Origin of the sequence: Ramlibacter sp. AN1133 (genome assembly GCF_037890035.1) — a bacterium.
In the GTDB taxonomy this organism is placed as follows: Bacteria; Pseudomonadota; Gammaproteobacteria; order Burkholderiales; family Burkholderiaceae_C; genus Ramlibacter.
In genome coordinates this window covers 44,050-61,927 of record NZ_JBBKTQ010000023.1, presented here as the reverse complement: position 1 = coordinate 61,927, position 17,878 = coordinate 44,050, and the positions used below count along the sequence as shown (strand labels likewise).

Annotated in this window: 23 protein-coding genes; 5 read left to right on the top strand and 18 right to left on the bottom strand. The window is 69.3% G+C overall.

Features of this window, described 5'->3' with window-relative positions; genetic code table 11:
• Positions 1–16 precede the first annotated feature (16 nt).
• The 3 genes from WG923_RS24320 to WG923_RS24310 all read right to left on the bottom strand — a co-directional run bounded on the left by WG923_RS24320 (position 17) and on the right by WG923_RS24310 (position 1,290).
• Positions 17–334, bottom strand: a complete 318-nt coding sequence (locus WG923_RS24320) for a hypothetical protein (protein WP_340353595.1) — start codon at positions 332–334, stop codon at positions 17–19.
• 129 nt (positions 335–463) lie between these two features.
• Entirely contained in the window at positions 464–790 is a 327-nt protein-coding gene (locus tag WG923_RS24315; protein ID WP_340353594.1) for a hypothetical protein, read from the bottom strand.
• A gap of 191 nt (positions 791–981) precedes the next feature.
• Positions 982–1,290, bottom strand: a complete 309-nt coding sequence (locus WG923_RS24310) for an MTH1187 family thiamine-binding protein (RefSeq protein WP_340353593.1) — start codon at positions 1,288–1,290, stop codon at positions 982–984.
• A gap of 205 nt (positions 1,291–1,495) precedes the next feature.
• Between WG923_RS24310 and WG923_RS24305 the strand changes: the two genes are divergently transcribed.
• On the top strand, positions 1,496–1,906 hold the full coding sequence (locus WG923_RS24305) for a hypothetical protein (RefSeq protein ID WP_340353592.1): 411 nt from the start codon (positions 1,496–1,498) through the stop codon (positions 1,904–1,906).
• Between the two features lie 23 nt (positions 1,907–1,929).
• Here the strand turns inward: WG923_RS24305 and WG923_RS24300 are convergent, their stop codons facing one another.
• Both WG923_RS24300 and WG923_RS24295 read right to left on the bottom strand, forming a co-directional pair.
• A complete protein-coding gene (locus WG923_RS24300; protein WP_340353591.1) occupies positions 1,930–2,076 on the bottom strand; it encodes a hypothetical protein in 147 nt (48 codons plus the stop codon).
• A gap of 69 nt (positions 2,077–2,145) precedes the next feature.
• The gene (locus WG923_RS24295) at positions 2,146–2,676 is read right to left on the bottom strand and encodes a hypothetical protein (protein ID WP_340353590.1); all 531 of its coding nucleotides are present in this window, start codon (positions 2,674–2,676) and stop codon (positions 2,146–2,148) included.
• A gap of 198 nt (positions 2,677–2,874) precedes the next feature.
• Here WG923_RS24295 and WG923_RS24290 point away from each other — a divergent pair, with 198 nt between their 5' ends.
• Together WG923_RS24290 and WG923_RS24285 are read left to right on the top strand one after the other, a co-directional pair.
• A complete protein-coding gene (locus tag WG923_RS24290) occupies positions 2,875–3,735 on the top strand; it encodes a restriction endonuclease (RefSeq protein WP_340353589.1) in 861 nt (286 codons plus the stop codon).
• Between the two features lie 14 nt (positions 3,736–3,749).
• Positions 3,750–4,514, top strand: coding sequence for an NYN domain-containing protein (locus WG923_RS24285; RefSeq protein WP_340353588.1), 765 nt, complete (start codon positions 3,750–3,752; stop codon positions 4,512–4,514).
• Positions 4,515–4,587: 73 nt separating this feature from the next.
• On the opposite strand, the gene WG923_RS24280 is transcribed toward WG923_RS24285, so the two are convergent.
• Positions 4,588–6,375 (bottom strand): glutamine--tRNA ligase/YqeY domain fusion protein, encoded by a 1,788-nt coding sequence (locus WG923_RS24280; protein WP_340353587.1) that lies wholly within the window; start codon positions 6,373–6,375, stop codon positions 4,588–4,590.
• A gap of 260 nt (positions 6,376–6,635) precedes the next feature.
• On the opposite strand from WG923_RS24280, the gene WG923_RS24275 reads away from it, so the two are divergent.
• On the top strand, positions 6,636–6,965 hold the full coding sequence (locus tag WG923_RS24275) for a hypothetical protein (RefSeq protein WP_340353586.1): 330 nt from the start codon (positions 6,636–6,638) through the stop codon (positions 6,963–6,965).
• A gap of 146 nt (positions 6,966–7,111) precedes the next feature.
• Here the strand turns inward: WG923_RS24275 and WG923_RS24270 are convergent, their stop codons facing one another.
• The 7 genes from WG923_RS24270 to WG923_RS24235 all read right to left on the bottom strand — a co-directional run bounded on the left by WG923_RS24270 (position 7,112) and on the right by WG923_RS24235 (position 12,330).
• The gene (locus WG923_RS24270; RefSeq protein ID WP_340353585.1) at positions 7,112–7,357 is read right to left on the bottom strand and encodes a hypothetical protein; all 246 of its coding nucleotides are present in this window, start codon (positions 7,355–7,357) and stop codon (positions 7,112–7,114) included.
• 388 nt (positions 7,358–7,745) lie between these two features.
• Positions 7,746–8,546 (bottom strand): LytR/AlgR family response regulator transcription factor, encoded by an 801-nt coding sequence (locus tag WG923_RS24265; protein WP_340353584.1) that lies wholly within the window; start codon positions 8,544–8,546, stop codon positions 7,746–7,748.
• Positions 8,543–9,583, bottom strand: coding sequence for a sensor histidine kinase (locus tag WG923_RS24260; protein WP_340353583.1), 1,041 nt, complete (start codon positions 9,581–9,583; stop codon positions 8,543–8,545). Before WG923_RS24260 ends, WG923_RS24265 begins: the two co-directional genes overlap by 4 nt.
• On the bottom strand, positions 9,580–9,882 hold the full coding sequence (locus tag WG923_RS24255) for a 2TM domain-containing protein (RefSeq protein WP_340353582.1): 303 nt from the start codon (positions 9,880–9,882) through the stop codon (positions 9,580–9,582). The genes WG923_RS24260 and WG923_RS24255 overlap by 4 nt, the downstream gene beginning before the upstream one ends.
• A 13-nt stretch (positions 9,883–9,895) precedes the next feature.
• On the bottom strand, positions 9,896–10,930 hold the full coding sequence (locus tag WG923_RS24250; protein ID WP_340353581.1) for an alpha/beta hydrolase family protein: 1,035 nt from the start codon (positions 10,928–10,930) through the stop codon (positions 9,896–9,898).
• A gap of 16 nt (positions 10,931–10,946) precedes the next feature.
• The gene (locus WG923_RS30450) at positions 10,947–11,861 is read right to left on the bottom strand and encodes a DUF6622 family protein (RefSeq protein WP_445322972.1); all 915 of its coding nucleotides are present in this window, start codon (positions 11,859–11,861) and stop codon (positions 10,947–10,949) included.
• 319 nt (positions 11,862–12,180) lie between these two features.
• Positions 12,181–12,330 (bottom strand): hypothetical protein, encoded by a 150-nt coding sequence (locus tag WG923_RS24235; RefSeq protein ID WP_340353580.1) that lies wholly within the window; start codon positions 12,328–12,330, stop codon positions 12,181–12,183.
• Between the two features lie 179 nt (positions 12,331–12,509).
• Here WG923_RS24235 and WG923_RS24230 point away from each other — a divergent pair, with 179 nt between their 5' ends.
• Complete coding sequence (locus WG923_RS24230) at positions 12,510–13,337, top strand: undecaprenyl-diphosphate phosphatase (RefSeq protein WP_340353579.1); 828 nt, start codon at positions 12,510–12,512, stop codon at positions 13,335–13,337.
• On the opposite strand, the gene WG923_RS24225 is transcribed toward WG923_RS24230, so the two are convergent.
• From WG923_RS24225 to dctP, 5 genes are all read right to left on the bottom strand, one after another.
• Positions 13,297–14,079: an esterase/lipase family protein gene (locus tag WG923_RS24225; RefSeq protein ID WP_340353578.1), complete on the bottom strand. Its 783-nt coding sequence runs from the start codon at positions 14,077–14,079 to the stop codon at positions 13,297–13,299. The two genes, WG923_RS24230 and WG923_RS24225, sit on opposite strands and share 41 nt — an antisense overlap.
• Positions 14,080–14,183: 104 nt before the next feature.
• The gene (locus tag WG923_RS24220) at positions 14,184–14,993 is read right to left on the bottom strand and encodes an alpha/beta hydrolase (protein WP_340353577.1); all 810 of its coding nucleotides are present in this window, start codon (positions 14,991–14,993) and stop codon (positions 14,184–14,186) included.
• A gap of 9 nt (positions 14,994–15,002) precedes the next feature.
• Complete coding sequence (locus WG923_RS24215) at positions 15,003–16,313, bottom strand: TRAP transporter large permease (RefSeq protein WP_340353576.1); 1,311 nt, start codon at positions 16,311–16,313, stop codon at positions 15,003–15,005.
• A gap of 2 nt (positions 16,314–16,315) precedes the next feature.
• Positions 16,316–16,813, bottom strand: a complete 498-nt coding sequence (locus WG923_RS24210; protein WP_340353575.1) for a TRAP transporter small permease subunit — start codon at positions 16,811–16,813, stop codon at positions 16,316–16,318.
• A gap of 30 nt (positions 16,814–16,843) precedes the next feature.
• Positions 16,844–17,848 (bottom strand): TRAP transporter substrate-binding protein DctP, encoded by a 1,005-nt coding sequence (gene dctP, locus WG923_RS24205; protein WP_340353574.1) that lies wholly within the window; start codon positions 17,846–17,848, stop codon positions 16,844–16,846.
• Positions 17,849–17,878: the final 30 nt, after the last annotated feature.

The window sequence follows — 17,878 nt, the reverse complement described above, 5'->3', positions numbered from 1 at the left end:
TTCTCTTTTTCCGGCGTTACCTGCGCAGCATCTTGGCGACCAGGAACCCGAACCCCAGCGCCGCCCCGAGCGCCAGCCACGGCGTCGATGCCATGCGGCGCTGCGCCTTGCGCTCCAGAGCCATCAGCGGCTCGGGCAGGCTGTGCCGTTCCTGCTGCGCTTCGGGCATGGCGTCCTGCTCCGACGGCACCCAGCCGTCGGCATACACGCGCGGCTGCGCATCGATCTCCGCCGCGGTGAGTTCGCGCTCGTCGGCGTCGTCCAGCAGGCCGCCCACGTCCGGCAGGTGCGTGTCGCCGGTGAGCTTGAGGCGGTTCTTGGGGTGATGAGGCATGGCTTGCGTCCCTTGTTCTTCGTGAGCGATGCAAGCCAATCTACGGACGCGCAGGACGGCGCGGCGTAGGAGAGGAGCCGTTGCGGGCCCGCGCGCATTCCGGCACGCCGCTGCGGCGCCTGGCCAGGCTCAGGGTTCGATCCGCAGCGCTGCAGCCACGAACGCGAGGACCGTGAGCCGCGCGCCGGGCTCGCAGGCATGCGACTCGCCGCGCACCAGGATGATGTCGCCGCGCGGGCGGCCCTGGTACTGCAGCAGCACGCAGCCGTCGAGGCAGGCGACCTCCTGCCCGGGCGCCGTGTCGATGGCCAGCGTGTCGAGCGGATGCAGCACGTGCGTCGGCGCAGGCGCCTGCCCGCCGGAGCGCGCAGGTTCGTCGAACCCCGCGAACCAGCTGCTCGCGAACTCCTCGAAATGCAGGCGCAGGGCGGGGAGGCTGGCGGTCAGTGCGTTCATGTCGGTCCTCTTCGGTCGCCGCTGCAGCCAGCGGTCGGTGCAAGTCGAAACTGTTCCCAGGAGACAGAACGCATCCTCCCGAAGGCGGCATGACGCGTGTGGAGTGGCGTCTCTAAAAGCTGCTTCATTTGGGCGAGCTTCGCGCGCGAGCGTGAAGAAGTGCCCCGCCCCGCAGCCACCGCCCGCGGCGCTCAGGTCCTCAGCTTGCGCCCGACGTGGCCTTCCACCGCGTCGACCTTGCTGCGCAGGCGCGATTCGGTGCCGGCGCGGTAGTCCATCTTGAGGTTCAGCGAGATGCGCTGGCAGTCCACCTGCAGCGCGCGGAAGCAGTCGCTGACCACGCCCATCACCACGTCGAAGTCGCCTTCGAGGATCGTGCCCATGGCGGTGAGCTGGTAGGTGACGCCGCTGCGGTCGACGATGTCGAGGATGCGCGCGACGTGGCGCGAGAGGCTTTCGCCCTCGCCGGTGGGGGACATGGCGAATTCGAGCAGGACCATGCGTGAGCTCCGTGTCGAGGAAGGAACGGCGGCATCTTGCCTCAGTGCCCGGGCGGCGCCATCCGGGGGCCCGGCGCCCGGGTGGCACCTTGGTGCCGAGGCGACGATCCTTTGACCTGCATCAGGGGCGGGGCCCCCCGATGCTGGCCTCATGGCGCCTCGCGCAGCGCAAAGTCACGCGCCGACGACGAGACGAGGAGACACCTTGGCCACCAACGACGACCGGAGCCGTCCCGCAAGCTGCATCGCTTCGATGCAGCGCCTGCCGTGGTGGGCGTGGCTGGCGCTGGCGGTCTTCTCGTATGGCGCGCTGCACGCGCTGGCGCTGCGCCCGCAGACCATCGTGGTCGATCCCGGCGACGTGGGCGCGGCCCTGGCCGCGTTCCTGCTGGGAGGGGTGGCGGAGAGCCTGCAATACGTGGTCCCCGCGGTGTGCCTGTCCGTGCTGCTGGCGCAGCTGGCACGGATCCCCGCCGAAGCCGGCGCACCGGAGGGCACCAACCCCTTTCTCGCTGACGGGGGGGACGGCATGACCGCGTGGGAGTTCGAGCGGCTGACCTCCGGCGGCCTGCGCGCGGTGCGCGTGCGGCGCAAGCGCTTCGCGACCGTCGCCTGAGGGCGACCGGCCGCGCGCGCGTCCTAGCCTTTCTTCACCTTTCCCTTCGGGATCACCGTCGTCATCGGGGGCATCGGCCGGTCCGAGGTGGAGGATGCTTCCTTCGGGGGGGAATTGTCCTTCTTCGGCTTCTTCGCCATCTTGTTGCTGCGCTGTTCGCCCTTGGGCATGGAAGCCTCCGTGGAAGTGAAGCATCCAATGTAGCAGCCGGCGCCGGGGGCGCAACGGGATGCTCGCGGCTACGTGCCTTCGACGCGGCCCCGTGCGACGGCGGTCGATCCCACCAGGAGGTGGAACGCGGTTCCCGGCGCGAGCCGCGGCAGGGCGGCTGCCGGCCGCAGCAATTCGATCGGCTGCGGCTGCGGTGCGCCGAGGGCGCTTGCCACGGGCAGGGCCAGGCGCGTGGTGAAGGCTTGTCCGGCGACGAGGAGGAGGCACTCCGCGTCCTGCGCGGCCAGCGCGGTGCCTTGCGCCTGCGGATCCTCGATCGCTTCGAGCGTCGCCTGCAGGTTGGGCGCGAAGGCGCTGCCCACCGGAAACGCGGCGCGGGGCATTTCGGCGGGGCGCGGCGCGCGGCGCGGAATGCGGCGAACGAGGTAGGCGATCAGGTTGCCCACGGCCGGCAGCCAGAGCACCAGCAGCAGGGTACCGATGTCATGCAGCGTCGAAGGCTGCGGCGCGTACCTGCGGATGACGCCGCCGAGCGCCGCGAGCAGCAGCAGGACGATCATCGCGAGGCGCCGGCGGGAGGGGGTGGCGGTGAGGGCCATCGACCATTGTGAGGCCTGGACCCGATCCACCCACGTGGTCCTCTTGCACCCTCCCCCTCCGGGGGAGGGGTGGGGTGGGGGCGCTCCCCGCCGCCATGAGAGCGGCACATTCGTGTTGCCGCGATACGTCACTCTCAACCCTCATGCGGGCGGCGCGGGAGTGGCCGCGCTAGCATGGCTTTCAGGGGAGAAGACAGAATGGCTCGCAGGAAGACCAGCGTCGGTGAAGACATCATGGACGCCGTCGCGTTATTGCCCTGGTGGGCAGGCGTTGCATTCGCCATCGTGGGCTACGCGATCCTGCACGCGATCGCTGTGCAGCCGGTGCAGGTCGTGACGAGTCCCAACCAGTTCGCTTCCTCCTTGCCAGGCATGTACCTGAGGGGCATCGCAACGGCCCTCCAGTACGTGCTTCCCCTCTTCTGCCTCGCCGGTGCTGCCGTTTCCTATGTCCGGCGCGCAAAGCGCACCAGGCTCGCAGCGACGACGACAGCATCTCCCGCCGCGGATGTCCTCAGCGACATGTCCTGGCGCGAGTTCGAAATGCTCACCAGCGAGGCGTTTCGCCTGCAGGGATTCCAGGTGGAAGAGACTGGCGGAGCGCAGGCCGATGGAGGCGTCGACCTCAGAGTGCGCCGGGGCAACGAAACGCACCTGGTCCAGTGCAAGCAATGGCGCGCCTTCAAGGTCGGCGTGGATGTCGTGCGCGAGCTGTATGGCGTGATGGCAGCGCAGGGCGCGGCGGGCGGCTTCGTCGTGACCTCGGGGCAGTTCACCGCCGAGGCGCGGGCCTTCGCCGAGGGCCGCAACGTACGCCTTGTCGATGGCCCGAAGTTGTTCGGGATGTTGCAGCAGGCGAAGCGGTCGCTCGAACACGTGCATCCTCGAGGGCCTGCGGCGCGAACGACGACCTTGTCGACTGGCGCCGCGCTTGAGGTGGCACCGTGCTGTCCGCTGTGCAATGCAGCGATGGTTCGGCGCACCGCCCGCAAGGGAGCGAATGCAGGGTCGCAGTTCTGGGGCTGTTCGAAGTTCCCCGTGTGCCGCGGCACGCGCTGAATGCGGAGGGCCCAATGGCAGTGGTGGAGAGAAACGGCGCAACCACATACGGGCGGCTTGCTGTGCTCATCGATGCCGACAATGCACAGGCCGCCGTCATCCAGGAGCTGATGCTGGAGGTCGCCCGCTACGGAACGGCGACGGTCAAGCGCGCGTACGGGGATTGGACAACGCCGAACCTGCAAGGGTGGAAGGACGTACTCCATCGGCTGGCCATTCAACCGATCCAGCAATTCCAGTACACGAGCGGAAAGAATGCGACGGATTCGGCGCTGATCATCGACGCCATGGACATCCTGCACTCGGGGCGCGTGGACGGATTCTGTCTTGTCTCGAGCGACAGCGACTTCACGCGCCTGGCGACACGTATCCGGGAGGCCGGGCTGGCGGTGTACGGTTTCGGGGAGAGGAAGACACCCGCCCCCTTCGTGGCGGCCTGCCAGAAATTCGTGTTCACGGAAATCCTCCGCGCCGGTGCGGAGGAGGACAAGTCAGCGGAACCCGCGGCACTGCCCAAGCTGCGACCGATGGTCCTGAGGGCCCTGGAGGCAACGGCGCGGGACGATGGCTGGGCGTTGCTGGCCGCCCTGGGAAGTCAGTTGACGCTGAACCACCCCTCCTTCGATCCTCGTAACTACCAGTGCAGCAAGCTCGGGGAGTTGATGCGGAAGCAGGCCTACCTCGAGGTAAAGGAGGTTACGACCGGCGAGAACGGGAGCGCGAACCTGTATGTGCGGCGCCGGCAGGGCGGTGTCGGTCCAGGACTGGCCGCCGCATGACGGTTTCGGTCCGATCGTGCGACAACCATATTCGAACCGGGTGCGAACGTACCCGGTTCGGGTAGCGGGCGTCCTACTTCCCGAACGAATCCTTCAACCCCGTCACCCGATTGAACACGGGCTTCTCGCCGGCGACATGATCCTTCCGATCCGCCACGAAGTACCCATGCCGCTCGAACTGGAACTTCTCGTCCGCCTTCGCACGCCCGAGTGACGGCTCCACGTACGCCGTCACGACCTTCAGCGAATCCGGATTGATCTCCTCCAGGAAATCCTTCTCCCCCGCCCCGGGCTGCGGCACGGAGAACAGGCGCTCATACAGGCGCACCTCCGCCTTCACGCCATCGGCCACGCCGACCCACGTGATGTTCCCCTTCACCTTGACCGCGTCCGCGCCGGGCGTGCCGCTCCTGGTGTCGGGAACGAGCTTCGCCTGCACCTCGGTCAAGGCACCGGAGGCATCGCGTGAAGCGCCCGTGCACTCCACCACGTACCCGTATTTCATCCGCACCTTGTTGCCCGGGAACAGGCGGAAGAAGCCTTTCGGCGGCGTGTCCTCATAGTCGGTGCGCTCGATCCACAGCTCGCGCCCGAACATGAATTCGCGCCGGCCGCGCGCCGCATCGTGCGGATGCACGGGCGCGGAGCAGGGCTCCAGGTGGCCGGCGCCCATCAGCTCTTCCCAGTTGGTGACGACCATCTTCACCGGATCGAGCACCGCCATCGCGCGTGCCGCCTTCGGGTCGAGGTCGTCGCGCAGCGCGATCTCCAGCGTCGAATAGTCGATCCACGAATCGGCCTTGCTCACGCCGATGCGGTCGGCGAACAGCTGCAGCGCCTCGGGCGTGTAGCCGCGCCGACGCAGGCCCACGATGGTCGGCAGGCGCGGGTCGTCCCAGCCGCTCACGTGCTTCTCGTCCACCAGTTGCTTCAACTTGCGCTTGCTGGTGACGACGTAGGTGAGGTTCAGCCGCGCGAACTCGTACTGGCGCGGCGGCGGCGTGTTGACCAGGCCGCCTTCGCCCAGGCGTTCCAGCAGCCAGTCGTAGAACGGCCGCTGGTCCTCGAACTCCAGCGTGCAGATGCTGTGGGTGATGTTCTCCAGCGCGTCCTCGATCGGGTGCGCGAAGGTGTACATCGGGTAGATGCACCACTTGTCGCCCGTGTTGTGGTGCTCCGCATGCTTGATGCGGTAGATGGTCGGGTCCCGCATGTTGATGTTGGGACTGGCCATGTCGATCTTCGCGCGCAGCACCGCGCTGCCGTCGGCGAGCTGGCCGTCGCGCATCGCGCGCAGGCGCGTGAGGTTCTCCTCGATCGAGCGGCTGCGGAACGGGCTGTCCACGCCGGGCTTGCCGAAGTCGCCGCGGTTGGCGCGCATCTGCTCGGGCGTCTGCTCGTCGACGTAGGCATGGCCGGCCTCGACCAGGTACTCGGCGGCGCGGTACATGAAGTCGAAGTAGTCGCTGGCCTGGTACAGGTGGCTGGTGCTGTTGGCGTCCCAGGAGTAGCCGAGCCAGTGCACGGCGTCCTTGATGCCCTCGACGTACTCGATCTCTTCCTTCTCGGGGTTCGTGTCGTCGAAGCGCAGGTGGCAGATGCCGCCGTAGTCCTGCGCGAGGCCGAAGTTCAGGCAGATGCTCTTGGCATGCCCCACGTGCAGGTAGCCGTTGGGCTCGGGCGGGAAGCGCGTGCGGATCTTCGCGGGGTCGGGCTCGCCGTGGTGGTGATGCGCCGCATCGCCGGGCGAGCCACCCCACTGCCGCGCGGCGTACGTGCCTTGGTCCAGGTCGCGTTCGATGACCTGGCGCAGGAAATTGCTGGGGCGCGCGGGGGATTCTTTGTCGGTCGGGGAAGCCATATCGAGGGGATTTTCTCATGGCGCTTACAGGGGACCGGTGCAGGGAGCGCCCCCACCCCAGCCCTCCCCCGGAGGGGGAGGGAGGAAGAGGGTGAGAGGGGAATAAACAACGCCGGGTGACGAAGTGGCGTTGGCGGCGGATGGACGGCCGCCGGGTTACGCCCGGCAACGCATTTGACGTTCACGCCCTAGAAGGTCGCCCCGCAGCCGACGTTAAATCAGGACGCGGGGGCTTCGTCCCCGCGCCAAGCAGGAACCCTATGCAAAGGAATTTTCTCCGTCCCCTCGCTGTCCTTGCCTTCGCGGCCCTCGTTGCGGGCACGGCGCAGGCACGCGACAACGTCACGTGGTCGGTGGGCATCGATGCGGCCCCGGGCGTGTCGCTCGGCGCCACGAACGCGCGGCCGGTCTACATCGCACCGGCACCCGTGATCGTGGCCCCGCAGCCGGTGTATGTCGCGCCGCGGCCGGTCTACGTCGCGCCGCGGCCGGTGGTCGTGGTGCAGCCCGAACCGGTGTACGTCATGCCGGGCAGGCACAAGGGGTGGAAGAAGCATCACCGCCATCACGGGCACGGGCACGACGACTGAATGCAGGCGCGGAGTCGTCGCCAAAAACGACTCAGGATCTCCAAGCGAAATTGGCCCCGGCCCACAAGCCGGGGCCTTCTTTTTTCATGGGCCCCTTGCTCGTGGGTGGTCGCGCCGTCCCGCGTGTCAAACCATTTGCGCTCCTCCTACCTGTGGTGTTCGTCCTTGGAGGGCTGGGCCTCCGGCGTGGGGTAGGGCGTCGGCAGCAGGGCCTTGAGCTTGAGCTGGTCGCGCAGGTGGGGCCGCACGCTCTCGGCGCCGTGCCCGCTGTGCCCCCGCGCGGTGGCCCGCTCGACGAAGCCGCGTTGCTTGCCCGGCCCGCCTGCCCGTCGCCCGCCCTGCGGGCGCCGGCCGTCCGGGTCGCTCGCGCTGGTGGGTTTTCCGTCTTTCATCACGTTGTTCCTCTGAGTCGTTTACAGAGTAAGCGCCGTGTGAAGGTTTACATGCCGGTTGTGCCCGGCGGTAAGCGTGGGACTGCGTCGACCGAGCCGTAGGCCGCAACGAAAGTCGTGTCGGAAAAAAAAGAACCCCCAGGTGTTTGCCTGGGGGTAACAATGCCAGTCGCGGGACGGAGGGCCGGACCAGCTCACCCCGGAGGAGGAGGGGACTCAGAGGAGTCGGGGTGACCGGGACGAAAGCCGCTGGGTTTGTGGGTCTTGGCGCGTCTTCCGTGCAATTCGATGCCTTGTAGTAGAAAGGCGGGGCGCGCCATGGACTGTAGGACGACGCCCACAGCCTCTGCCAGACGACTACGCTAGCTCCCGGCACTTTTGTGCCGCTCTACATCGCCTTGAAGAGGTGCGCGTAGAGCCGGCTCACCGGCAGCCGATCGCGGCGGCCGCGCAGGGCCAGGTGCAGCTTGCCGGCCTCGTCGCGCTGCACGCTCTCGATCGCGGTGGAGCGCACCACCGTGCCCCGGTGCACCTGCCAGAACAGCTGCGCATCGAGCCGGGGCAGCAGCTCCTTCAGCGGCGTGCGCACGAGGAACTCGCCGTCGTCGGTGAGCACGCGCACGTACTTGTCGGCGGCTTCGAAATACACCACCTGTTCCACCGGCACCATCCGGATGCTCGTGCCCACGCCGGCCTGGATCACCTTGAGCAACGGCTGGGCCGCGGGGGCCGGGCCGCTCGCCTGCAGCAGGTTGCGCAGCTGGCCCAGCGTGGCTTCGAGCGCCGCGTCGCCCTGCGGCTGCCGCTGCGCCAGCACGTTGCGCAGCTTCTCCACGGTCTTGCGCAGGCGCGCGCCCTGCACGGGCTTGAGCACGTAGTCCACGGCCTGCGCCTCGAAGGCCTGCAGCGCGTACTGGTCGTACGCCGTGACGAACACCAGCGCCGGAAAGGGCGCTTCCTGCGGCCACGCGTCGGCCAGTTCCGCCGCCGCTTCGAGGCCGCCGAGGCCCGGCATGCGGATGTCGAAGAACAGTACCTGCGGCCGGTGCGCAAGCGCGCTGCGCACGGCCGCCGCGCCGTCGCCCACGGTCTGCACCACGTCCAGCTCGGGCCAGGCCAGCGCGAGCTCGGCGCGCAGCGCCTGGGCCAGCAGCGGCTCGTCCTCGGCGATGACGGCGGTGGGCCTCATGCAGCCAGCGGCAGCGCGATGCGGGCGTGCGCGCCCTGCGGGTCGGTCGAGAAATCGAGCGAGGCGCGCGCGCCGTGCAGCGCCGCGAGCCGCTCGCGGATCTGCACCAGCCCGAAGCCCTTGCCGCTGCTGTCCGGCCCGCCGGCGCCGACGCCGCTGTCGCGCACCTCGATGACGACGCGGTCGCCCTCGCGCCGCGCGCACACCTCGATGCGGCCGCCTTCCACCTTGGGCTCCAGGCCGTGCTTGATGCTGTTTTCCACCAGCGGCTGCAGCAGCAGCGCCGGCACGGGCAGCTCCGCCAGGTCCTCCGGCAGGTCGAGCGCGTAGGTCAGGCGCGGGCCCATGCGGATCGCCATCAGCTCCAGGTAGTCGTGCAGGCGGTCGAACTCGGTGCGCAGCGGATGCGTGGCCGCGCGCGACGCATCGAGCGTGGCGCGCAGGTACGCGATCATGTGGTCCAGCATCTCCTGCGCGCGTGCGGGGTCCACCGCGATCAGCGCGCGCAGGTTGGCCAGCGTGTTGAACATCATGTGCGGCTCGAGCTGCGTCTCCAGCAGCTTCAGGCGCGCGTCGTTGGCATGGCGCTCCGCCTCGCGCATGCGGCGCGCGAGGTATTCGCTCTTGTTGCGGGCGTAGAACCAGTAGCTGCCGACGGTGCCGGCCAGGAAGGTGATCAGCAGGTCGGCCCGCACTTCGGCCGGTCCGTGCACCGGGTCGTTGGGCCCGTAGAGGGCGAAGCTGCGGCACACCAGGTCGCCGAGCGTGCCACCGAGCACGCGGCCCGCGACGATGCCGGCGGCCACCAGCGCGAAGCCGCGCCAGCCCGGCGGCCAGCCCGTGGCGCGGGCCGAGGGCATGAGCACGCGGCCGAGGTCGATCACGGCCCAGATCACGCTGCCGATCAGGAGCGAGTAGACCAGCGGCGGCGCATAGCTGCGCTCGGGCGCGAAGGAATACTGGATGGTGGCCACCGCCAGGCAGAACGCCAGCGTCTGCAGCAGGTTGCGCAGCTTGGCGAACCAGTCGACGGTCATGACCGGGGCAGCTGTTCCTGCTCGCGGCGCAGGCGCTCGCGCTCGCGCTCCAGCAGGCGGCGGCGGAAGCTGCTGCCGTCGCCCAGCATGAACACGGCCACGCCGTGCAGCGCGACGCCCACGCCCCATCCGAGCAGCGGGAACACCGACCAGGGCCGGTGCCCGAAGGCATAGGTGGACAGGGCGAAGATCAGCAGGTTCACCACCACGTACACCGTCGCGTGGATGTACCACCCCAGCTTGGCTCCCGCGCGCTTGTGCGCGAGCCGCTCGAGGTCGTCCGGGGTGAGGTAGGCCATGGTCGCGTTCATTTTAGGGGACCAGGTGACGTGTGAAGAAGGAGGCGATGGAGGCGTCCACGGCCGGAACTTGCGCACGGTCAAACCCGGGCGGATCGCCCAGCAGGTCGGCCGCGACCGGGCCCAGACGGTCGAGCGGCGGCAGCGGCGACAGCAGCGCCCCGTGGCCGGCGGCGGGCAGGTCGGCCAGCAGCGTGCAGCGCGGCGCGCACGCCTTCAGGATGACGTCGGAATGCAGGGCGGGAGCGAGCCACTTGTCGTGGCCGGCGGTGACCAGCGCGAGCGGCACGCGCGGCGTGGCGAGCGAGGCAGGGTCGAAATCGGCCGCCGCGGGCACGCCGGCCACCACGGCCTGCACCCGCGGGTCCTGGTGCGTGTACCAGGCGGCGTCGTCGAAGCGATGGCGGATCACCATCACCGCGGCCTTCTTCTTCACCGCATCGAACGCGTTGCCCTTCAGCGCGGTGATCAGGCCGACGCAGAACGGGAAGTCGTCGGCGATGTGCGCTTCGCAGTGGCGCGCGAACTGCGAGGGCGACCAGCGCCCGCCCGCCATGGCCAGCGCGGTGTGCCCGCCGGCCGACATGCCGTACATGCCCACGCGGTCGAACTTCACCAGGCTGGCGAAGCGCGGCGACTGCGCCACCGCGTCGATGGCGCGGGAGACTTCCGCGGGACGCAGCTTCCAGCTCTCCGGACCCGGGTTGCCGTGGTCGAGGGCGTTGTCGCCGCGGTGCAGCGGCATGGCGACGACGAAGCCGGCGGCGACCAGCGTGCGTGCGAGGTCCGAATGCACCCACGCGTTGCCGCCGGAGCCATGCGAGACCACGACCAGCCGGCCGTTGCCGCGGGCGGGCACCGCGTCTTCGGCCGCTGCCAGGGTGAAGGGCCCGCGCTGCACGGCGCGGTCGGCCTGCTCGGTGGGATAGAAGACCGTGACGGGGCTGTCGCCCTGCACGCCCGGCACGGTGGCCAGGCCGAGGCCCGCGTGGGCGCCGAGGGTGGAGGCCGCGAGGGCGGCGGCGAGCAGGAGCTGGGGCAGGTTCATGACGCTTTCTCCCGGTTCAGCCGGCAACGGCCAGTTGCGGACGCAGCGCCAGCCGCCACAGTTGCATGGCGCGCCCGAGGAAGATGCCGCTGCAGGCGCCGTAGAGCGCCGCCACGGCCAGTGCGAAGGCCCGTTCCTGCGCCAGCGCCGGATGCAGCGCGAGCTGCACGGCCACCGCGTAGCGCACGGCGAAGATCGCCAGGAACAGCGCCAGCGGCAGCCAGCTGCCGGCCAGCTCGAAGCTGCGCGTGGCGCGGTCGTACCAGGCGGCGGCGGGGCGCCGGGCGACCAGACCAGCGACGAGGCCGGCGGCAAGCAGCCACAGCACCAGCGCTTCGGCGAGCAGGGGCGAGCGGCCGAAGGCGCCGGCGGTGCCCCACAGGCCGAACAGCGTCATGCCCACCGGCAGGCTGGACACCGCGGCCAGGCTGGCGGTGCGGTCACGCGACTGCAGCCAGCCCAGGATCACCAGCGCGGCGAGCAGGGCCCACACCCAGGCCGGCGTGCGCTCGAAGATCGGGGCGAGGGGCGCGAGCGTGGGCCACAGCAGCTTGCCCAGCAGGCGCTGCGGCAGCAGCGTGAATGCGCCGGCCAGCACGCAGGCGTAGAGGTAGAGGCTGCGCATCGTCTTCGCATGACCGGCGATGTTGCCGCGCGCGAGGTGGCGGAAGGCCAGCACCAATGCCCCGAGCGTCGCCGGCACCAGCAGGTGGATCGGCGTGAAGCCGGCGAGGTTGGGCAGGCTGCGGTCGCGGATGAACAGCGCCGAGAGCGCGGTGACGAGCATCAGCGTCACCCAGGCCACGCCGAAGGCGCGGTGCAGGCGGGGGCGCTGGCGCGCGCCCAGGCGCGCCCAGAGCGCCACCGGGCCGGTGGCGAGGGCGCCCAGGGCGGCGCCCAGGTGCAGGGCAATGACGGGGTTCGGTTCCATGTGGGGGCTCCTCTTGGGTGGAGCGGACTGTCGTCGCCCACGCCCTTCGCCGCGAGCGGGCTGCGACGAAACGCGCCAGACGCGCCGCGAAATGCATGTGCACGGGCGCGAAAGTTGACGCTGGAGCCCTCGATGGAGGGCTCTTCCCCCCCAATGGACGCACCGGGCCGGGTGAGCGTGACCACCGCGTCCATCCTGCTGGCCGGTGGTTTCTCTGCCCTCGTCGGTGTGTCCTACGGCTTCGGCGCGGCGGCTGCCGCTCCAGGCTGCGCTCTACGAAGAGCGGGTGCCGGTGCCCCTCAAAGCTGTGTCGCCCCCGTCAGGCCCAGATGCGGCGGTGCTTTTCCGCCAGTTGCTGCTGGCGCAGCATGATCTTGGGCACGTCGGGGTGCATCGGGCTGATCTCTTTCATGGCCCAGCGGTAGAAGGCCTCGGCGACGACCACGTGGAGCAGGTGCAGGATTTTCATAGGGGCCAATGTGGCACCGGCCTCGAAAAGGCCCTGTAGGTTGCGTGCGCAAGCGGCTTTGGCGCTTTCCGACAGCGCCTGTCGGACGGAAGACGCAGCGGCCACTCGCTTCCCTTCCGGCGTATCGGGGGCGCCGCCGGGTCCCCAGCCTCATAATCGCGCCTTTTGCGGAGAGTTGCGTGGACGCTGTGTTGCTGGTGAAGGCCGCGATCATGGGCATCGTGGAAGGGCTGACCGAATTCCTTCCCATTTCCAGCACCGGCCACCTGATCCTGGCCGGACACCTGCTGGGCCTGAGCGGCGAGCGCGACAAGGTGTTCGAGATCGCGATCCAGACCGGCGCGATTCTCGCCGTCATCCTGGTGTACTGGCAGAAGATCCGCGACACGATCGTGCGGCTGCCGAGCGAGCGGGCGGCGCAGCAGTTCGCGCTCAACGTGCTCATCGCCTTCCTGCCCGCGGTCGTGCTCGGCCTGGCGCTGGGCAAGATCATCAAGGCCCACCTGTTCACGCCGGGCGTGGTGGCCACCACCTTCATCCTCGGTGCCTTCGTGATCCTGTGGGCCGAGGGGCGCCGGCATCCGCCGGTGCGCATCCAGGAAGTGGAGGACATGCGCTGGACGGATGCCCTGAAGGTCGGCTTCGTGCAATGCCTGGCTCTGATCCCCGGCACCAGTCGCAGCGGCGCGACCATCATCGGCGGCATGCTGCTGGGCCTGTCGCGCAAGGCCGCCACGGATTTCTCCTTCTACCTCGCGATCCCGACGCTGATCGGCGCCGGCGTCTACAGCCTCTACAAGGAGCGCGCGTCGCTCGGGGCGGACGACCTGCCGATGTTCCTGGTGGGCCTGCTGTTCTCGTTCGTGAGCGCCTGGCTGTGCGTGCGCTGGCTGCTGCGCTACATCTCCACCCACAGTTTCACGCCCTTCGCCTGGTACCGCATCGCCTTCGGCGTGATCGTGCTGCTCACTTCCTGGACCGGCTGGATCCAGTGGGCCGAGACCTGAGCGCCGTCGCGTTGCGGGCGTAGGGGCGCCAGCGGCCTTCCCGCTGCGCCAGCCGGTCGGCCACGATGCGCAGCACGTCCGGGTGCGAGGGCATGCCGAGATGGCTGGCATCGACCGCCACGTTCTCGGCGTCGCGAGCCGGCTCTTCCAGGCAACCCTGCCAGCAGACCACGCCGTCGGTTTCGCTGTAGATGGAGGTCACCGGCACCGGCGGGCGGCGGCCGACGCGTTCCAGCAGTTCCGCGGTGAGCTGCGACATGTTGCCGCCCAGCAGGCGGAAGATGGTGCCGGCGTGGTTGGCATCGCCCATCGCGTTGTGCGGGGTGGCGAGGGTCACCACCTGCCGCACGCACTCGGGGCACAGCTTGGCGATCTCGCGCGCATAGACGCCGCCGAGGCTCCAGCCGACGAGGCTCACCTTGCGGCCATGGCGCGCGTGCACTTCGCGCACGCGTGCGACCAGCGCCGCGAGCCAGTCGTCGAAGTGGCCTTCCGGGCCGGTGTTGACACCGAGTTCCCAGTCGTAGACGTCGTAGCCGCAGTCCTCGAGGTGGGAGCGCAGCTGCGCGGTGTTCACGGAGCCGGCACCGAGGCCGGGATAGACAATGACGGGATGGCCGTCGCCCTGCACGGTGGCGGGCTGGGCCAGGCCGACCGCGCAGAACTCCAGCAGGGCGCGCAACGGCTCGGTGGCCAGCAAGGCCAGCGACGGCGCGCGAAAGCTCAGGGAGGAGGAAGGCATGCCGCGAGTGTTGGACCCGCGGCCCAGCCGCGCCGTGGGAGCGAGCGTGCCGGCCGTGTAGGAGCCGGGCACGAGCGTGCCGTCGACGAATGGAAGGCGCCCGCTCAGCCAGCCGGGGGGAGGGCCCGCAGCGCGGCCTCGATGGCGGCCGCGCACGCGACCGGCTTTTCCATCGGGAACAGGTGGCTGCCGTCCAGCATGGTCATGCGGCCCGCGGTCACGCGGCGCGTCATCGCCAGGCCGACCTGCCCGATCTCCGCCGACTGCAGGCCGCCGATGAACGCGACGGGGCAGCGCAGCGGATGCCGGCGCAGCACGCGCTCGAGGTTGTCCGGCAGCGTGTTGTAGAACGCCGTTTCGACGTCGCGGTCGAAGCTCAGCACCCGCTCGCCCGCCTCGTCCTGCGTGCCGTGCGCGATGTAGTCGGCGAGCACCTGTTCGTCCCAGCGGGCGAAGGCCTTCTTGTGCCGGAAATGCTCCAGCGCCTCCTCGCGCGTGGCCCAGCGGTTGCGCCGCTTGCGGCTGACGGCGCCGGGCGTGAGCGAACCCACCAGCGGGGTGCTCTTGACCGCGCGCAGCGCATGCGACTTCCAGCCGCCCACCAGCGGCGAATCGAGCAGCAGCACCCCGCGCGCCAGGCGCGGATGGCGCGCGGCGCACAGGATGCTCAGGAAGCCGCCGAGCGAATGCCCGACGAGGAAGGCGGGCTCGCCGGAGCGCTCCACCTCGCGCGCGGCGAAGTCGTGCAGCTGCTGCACCACGTGGGGCCAGTTGTCGGTCACGGGATAGCCCGGGTCGTGCCCGAACTTCTCCACTGCCTTGACGGTGAAGCCGCGCGAGCGCAGTTCGCGAAAGAGCACGCCGTAGGTGCCGGCGGGGAAGCTGTTGGCGTGGGAGAAGAGGATCAGGGGCATCGGCCCCGATTATTTCCCCATCACCTTCGAGGGCAGCCAGGTGGCGAGCTCGGGGAACACGCACAGGATCAGGATCGCCAGCACCATGCACAGCATGAAGGGGAAGGAGCCCTTGAGGATGGTCCCCAGCCGCACGTCCGGCGTGATGCCGTTGATCACGAACAGGTTCAGCCCCACGGGCGGCGTGATCAGCCCCAGCTCCATGTTGATGGTGAGGATCACGCCGAACCAGATCGGGTCGAAGTGCGCCGCATTCAGGATCGGCATCAGGATCGGCGTGGTCATGAGGATGATCGCCGCCGGCGGCAGGAAGCAGCCGGCCACCAGCAGCATCACGTTGATGGCCAGCATGATCCACCAGCGGTTCACCTGCAGCTCGCCGATGCTGGCGGCCACCGCCTGCGTGACCTGCAGCGAGGACATCATGTACCCGAACAGGATCGAGGCGCCGATGATCAGCATCAGCATCCCGGATTCGCGCAGGCCGTCGCGCAGGATGCGCCACAGGTCCTTCACGTTCCACAGGCGGTAGATCGCGACCACCATCACCAGGCACAGCATCGCGCCCACGCCGGCGGCCTCGGAGGGCGTGGCGATGCCGCCGTACAGCGCGTAGACCACGCCCACGATCACGGCCAGGAAGGGCAGCAGCTTGGGCAGCAGTTCCAGCTTCTCCTTCCACGAGTAGACGCGGTCCTGGTCCACCAGCTTCGTGCCGCGCTTCCAGCTCAGGAACAGGGCCCAGGCCATGAACAGCGCGGTGAGCAGCAGGCCGGGAATGATGCCGGCGATGAACAGGCGCCCGATCGAGGTCTCGGACGCGATGCCGTACAGGATCATCGTGATGCTGGGCGGGATCAGGATGCCCAGGGTGCCGCCCGCGGCGATGGCGCCGGTGGCGAGGTCCGCGTCGTAGCCGCGGCGGCGCATCTCGGGAATCCCCATCTTGCCGATGGCGGCGCAGGTCGCGGGCGACGAGCCCGTCAGCGCCGCGAACAGCGCGCAGGCGCCGATGTTGGAGATCACCAGCGAGCCCGGCACGCGGTGCAGCCAGCGCGCCAGGGCCTCGTAGAGGTCGCTGCCGGCGCGCGAGGACGCCACGGCCGCGCCCATGATGATGAACATCGGCAGGGACACGAGCGTGAAGTCGTTCAGGCCCGAGAAGAAGGTCTCGGCCACGAAGTGCACGCTGTTCCAGCCGTCCACGGCGATCATGAAGCCCAGGGCCACGCTGCCCAGGGCGAAGGCGATCGGCATGCCGGTGGCGAGCACGGCGCAGGTCACGACGAAGATCAGCGCTCCGGTGGCAAGGGGGCTCATGGTCAGATCCGGTCGTCGGGGGCGAGGCCGAAGGGCAGCGCGCTGCCGGTGGCCACCGCGTAGATCTCGGCGACGTACTGCAGCGCCAGCAGCGCCAGGCCGACCGGCACCGACAGGTAGGCGATCCACAGCCGCGCGCGCCAGATGGTGGAGGTGGTCTGGCCGGAGGCCCAGGTCTCGTACCACCAGGGCACGGCGCCCCACAGGAACAGCAGGCAGAACGCCAGGGCGAGGATGCTGCCCGCGAAGTGCAGGCGCCTGCGGGTTTCATGGCCCGCCATCAGCGGCAGCACGTCCACGTTGACGTGCCCGCCGGTGAGCAGGATGTAGGGCGCGCCCAGGAAGGTGGCGGCGATCAGCGCGAAGGTCACGAACTCGGTCTGCCAGATGGAGGACTGGCCCAGCACCGCCCGCACGAACACCATCTGGCAGATCACGCCGACCGACAGCAGGATCAGGCCGGCGGAGAACACTCCGAAGGCCCGGGAGATGGCATGCACCCCCCGGATCCAGGCGGGATGGTGCCGCACTTACTTGACGCTCAGGGCCTTGTCGATCAGGTCCTTGCCGCCGGGCACCTTCTCCGCGAACTCCTTGTACGAGGTCTTCTGCGCCACGGTGCGCCAGGCATCCGCCTCGGCAGGCGTGAGCGTGATCACTTCGACCTTGTTCTTGCGGAACACGTCGGTCATCTCGTCGTCCATCTTCTTCGACTCGCCCTTGAAGTAGTCCTCGGCCTTCTTCGAGGCCGTGGTCAGCGCCTGCTTCTGCGCCGGGTTGAGCTTGTCCCAGGTGCGCTTGGAGATCAGCACCGGCTCGTACATGAACCACAGCGCGTTGTCGCCGGGCGCGGTGACGCACTTGAGCTGCTCGTACAGGCGGAACGAGACGAAGCTGCTGGTGGAGGTGTCGGTCGCCTGGGCCACGCCCTGCTGCAGGGCGTTGTACACCTCGTTGGACGGCACCGAGACGATGGAGGCGCCCGCGCCCGCCCACATCTGGGCGAAGGTGGCCCCGGCCGAACGGACCTTCACGCCGGCGGCATCCTGCGGCCTGCGGATGCACTTGTCCTTGGCGCCGAAGGCGCCGGCGAGCCAGGCATCGGCCAGGACGTGCACGCCGCCCTTCTCGATCACGTCCTTGATGTCCTTCATGAAGGGCGAGTTGTTGATGCGGTCGGCGTGGGCGTGGTTCTTCACCAGGCCGGGCATCAGCGTCGCGCCGAACTGCGGGTGGAAGCCCGAGGCGTAGTCGAGCGGGAACGACGTCATGTCGATCTGGCCGCTGAGCATCGCCTTCCACTGCTCGGTCGCCTTCACCAGGCTGGAGCCCGGGAAAACCTTGATGTCGATCCCGACGTTCGCCTTGGCGACGTCGCGCGCGATCATCTGGATCATCTCGTCGCGCACGTCCCCCTTGCCGCCGGGGAACTGGTGCGAGGCCTTGAGCGTCAGCGTGTCGGCCAGCGAGGGCGTCGCCGCGAAGGCGACCGCGAGGAGCCCGGCGAGGGCGCGCAACAGGGGGAGGGGGCGCATGGTGCTTGTCTCCTGGATGGAATGTTTGGC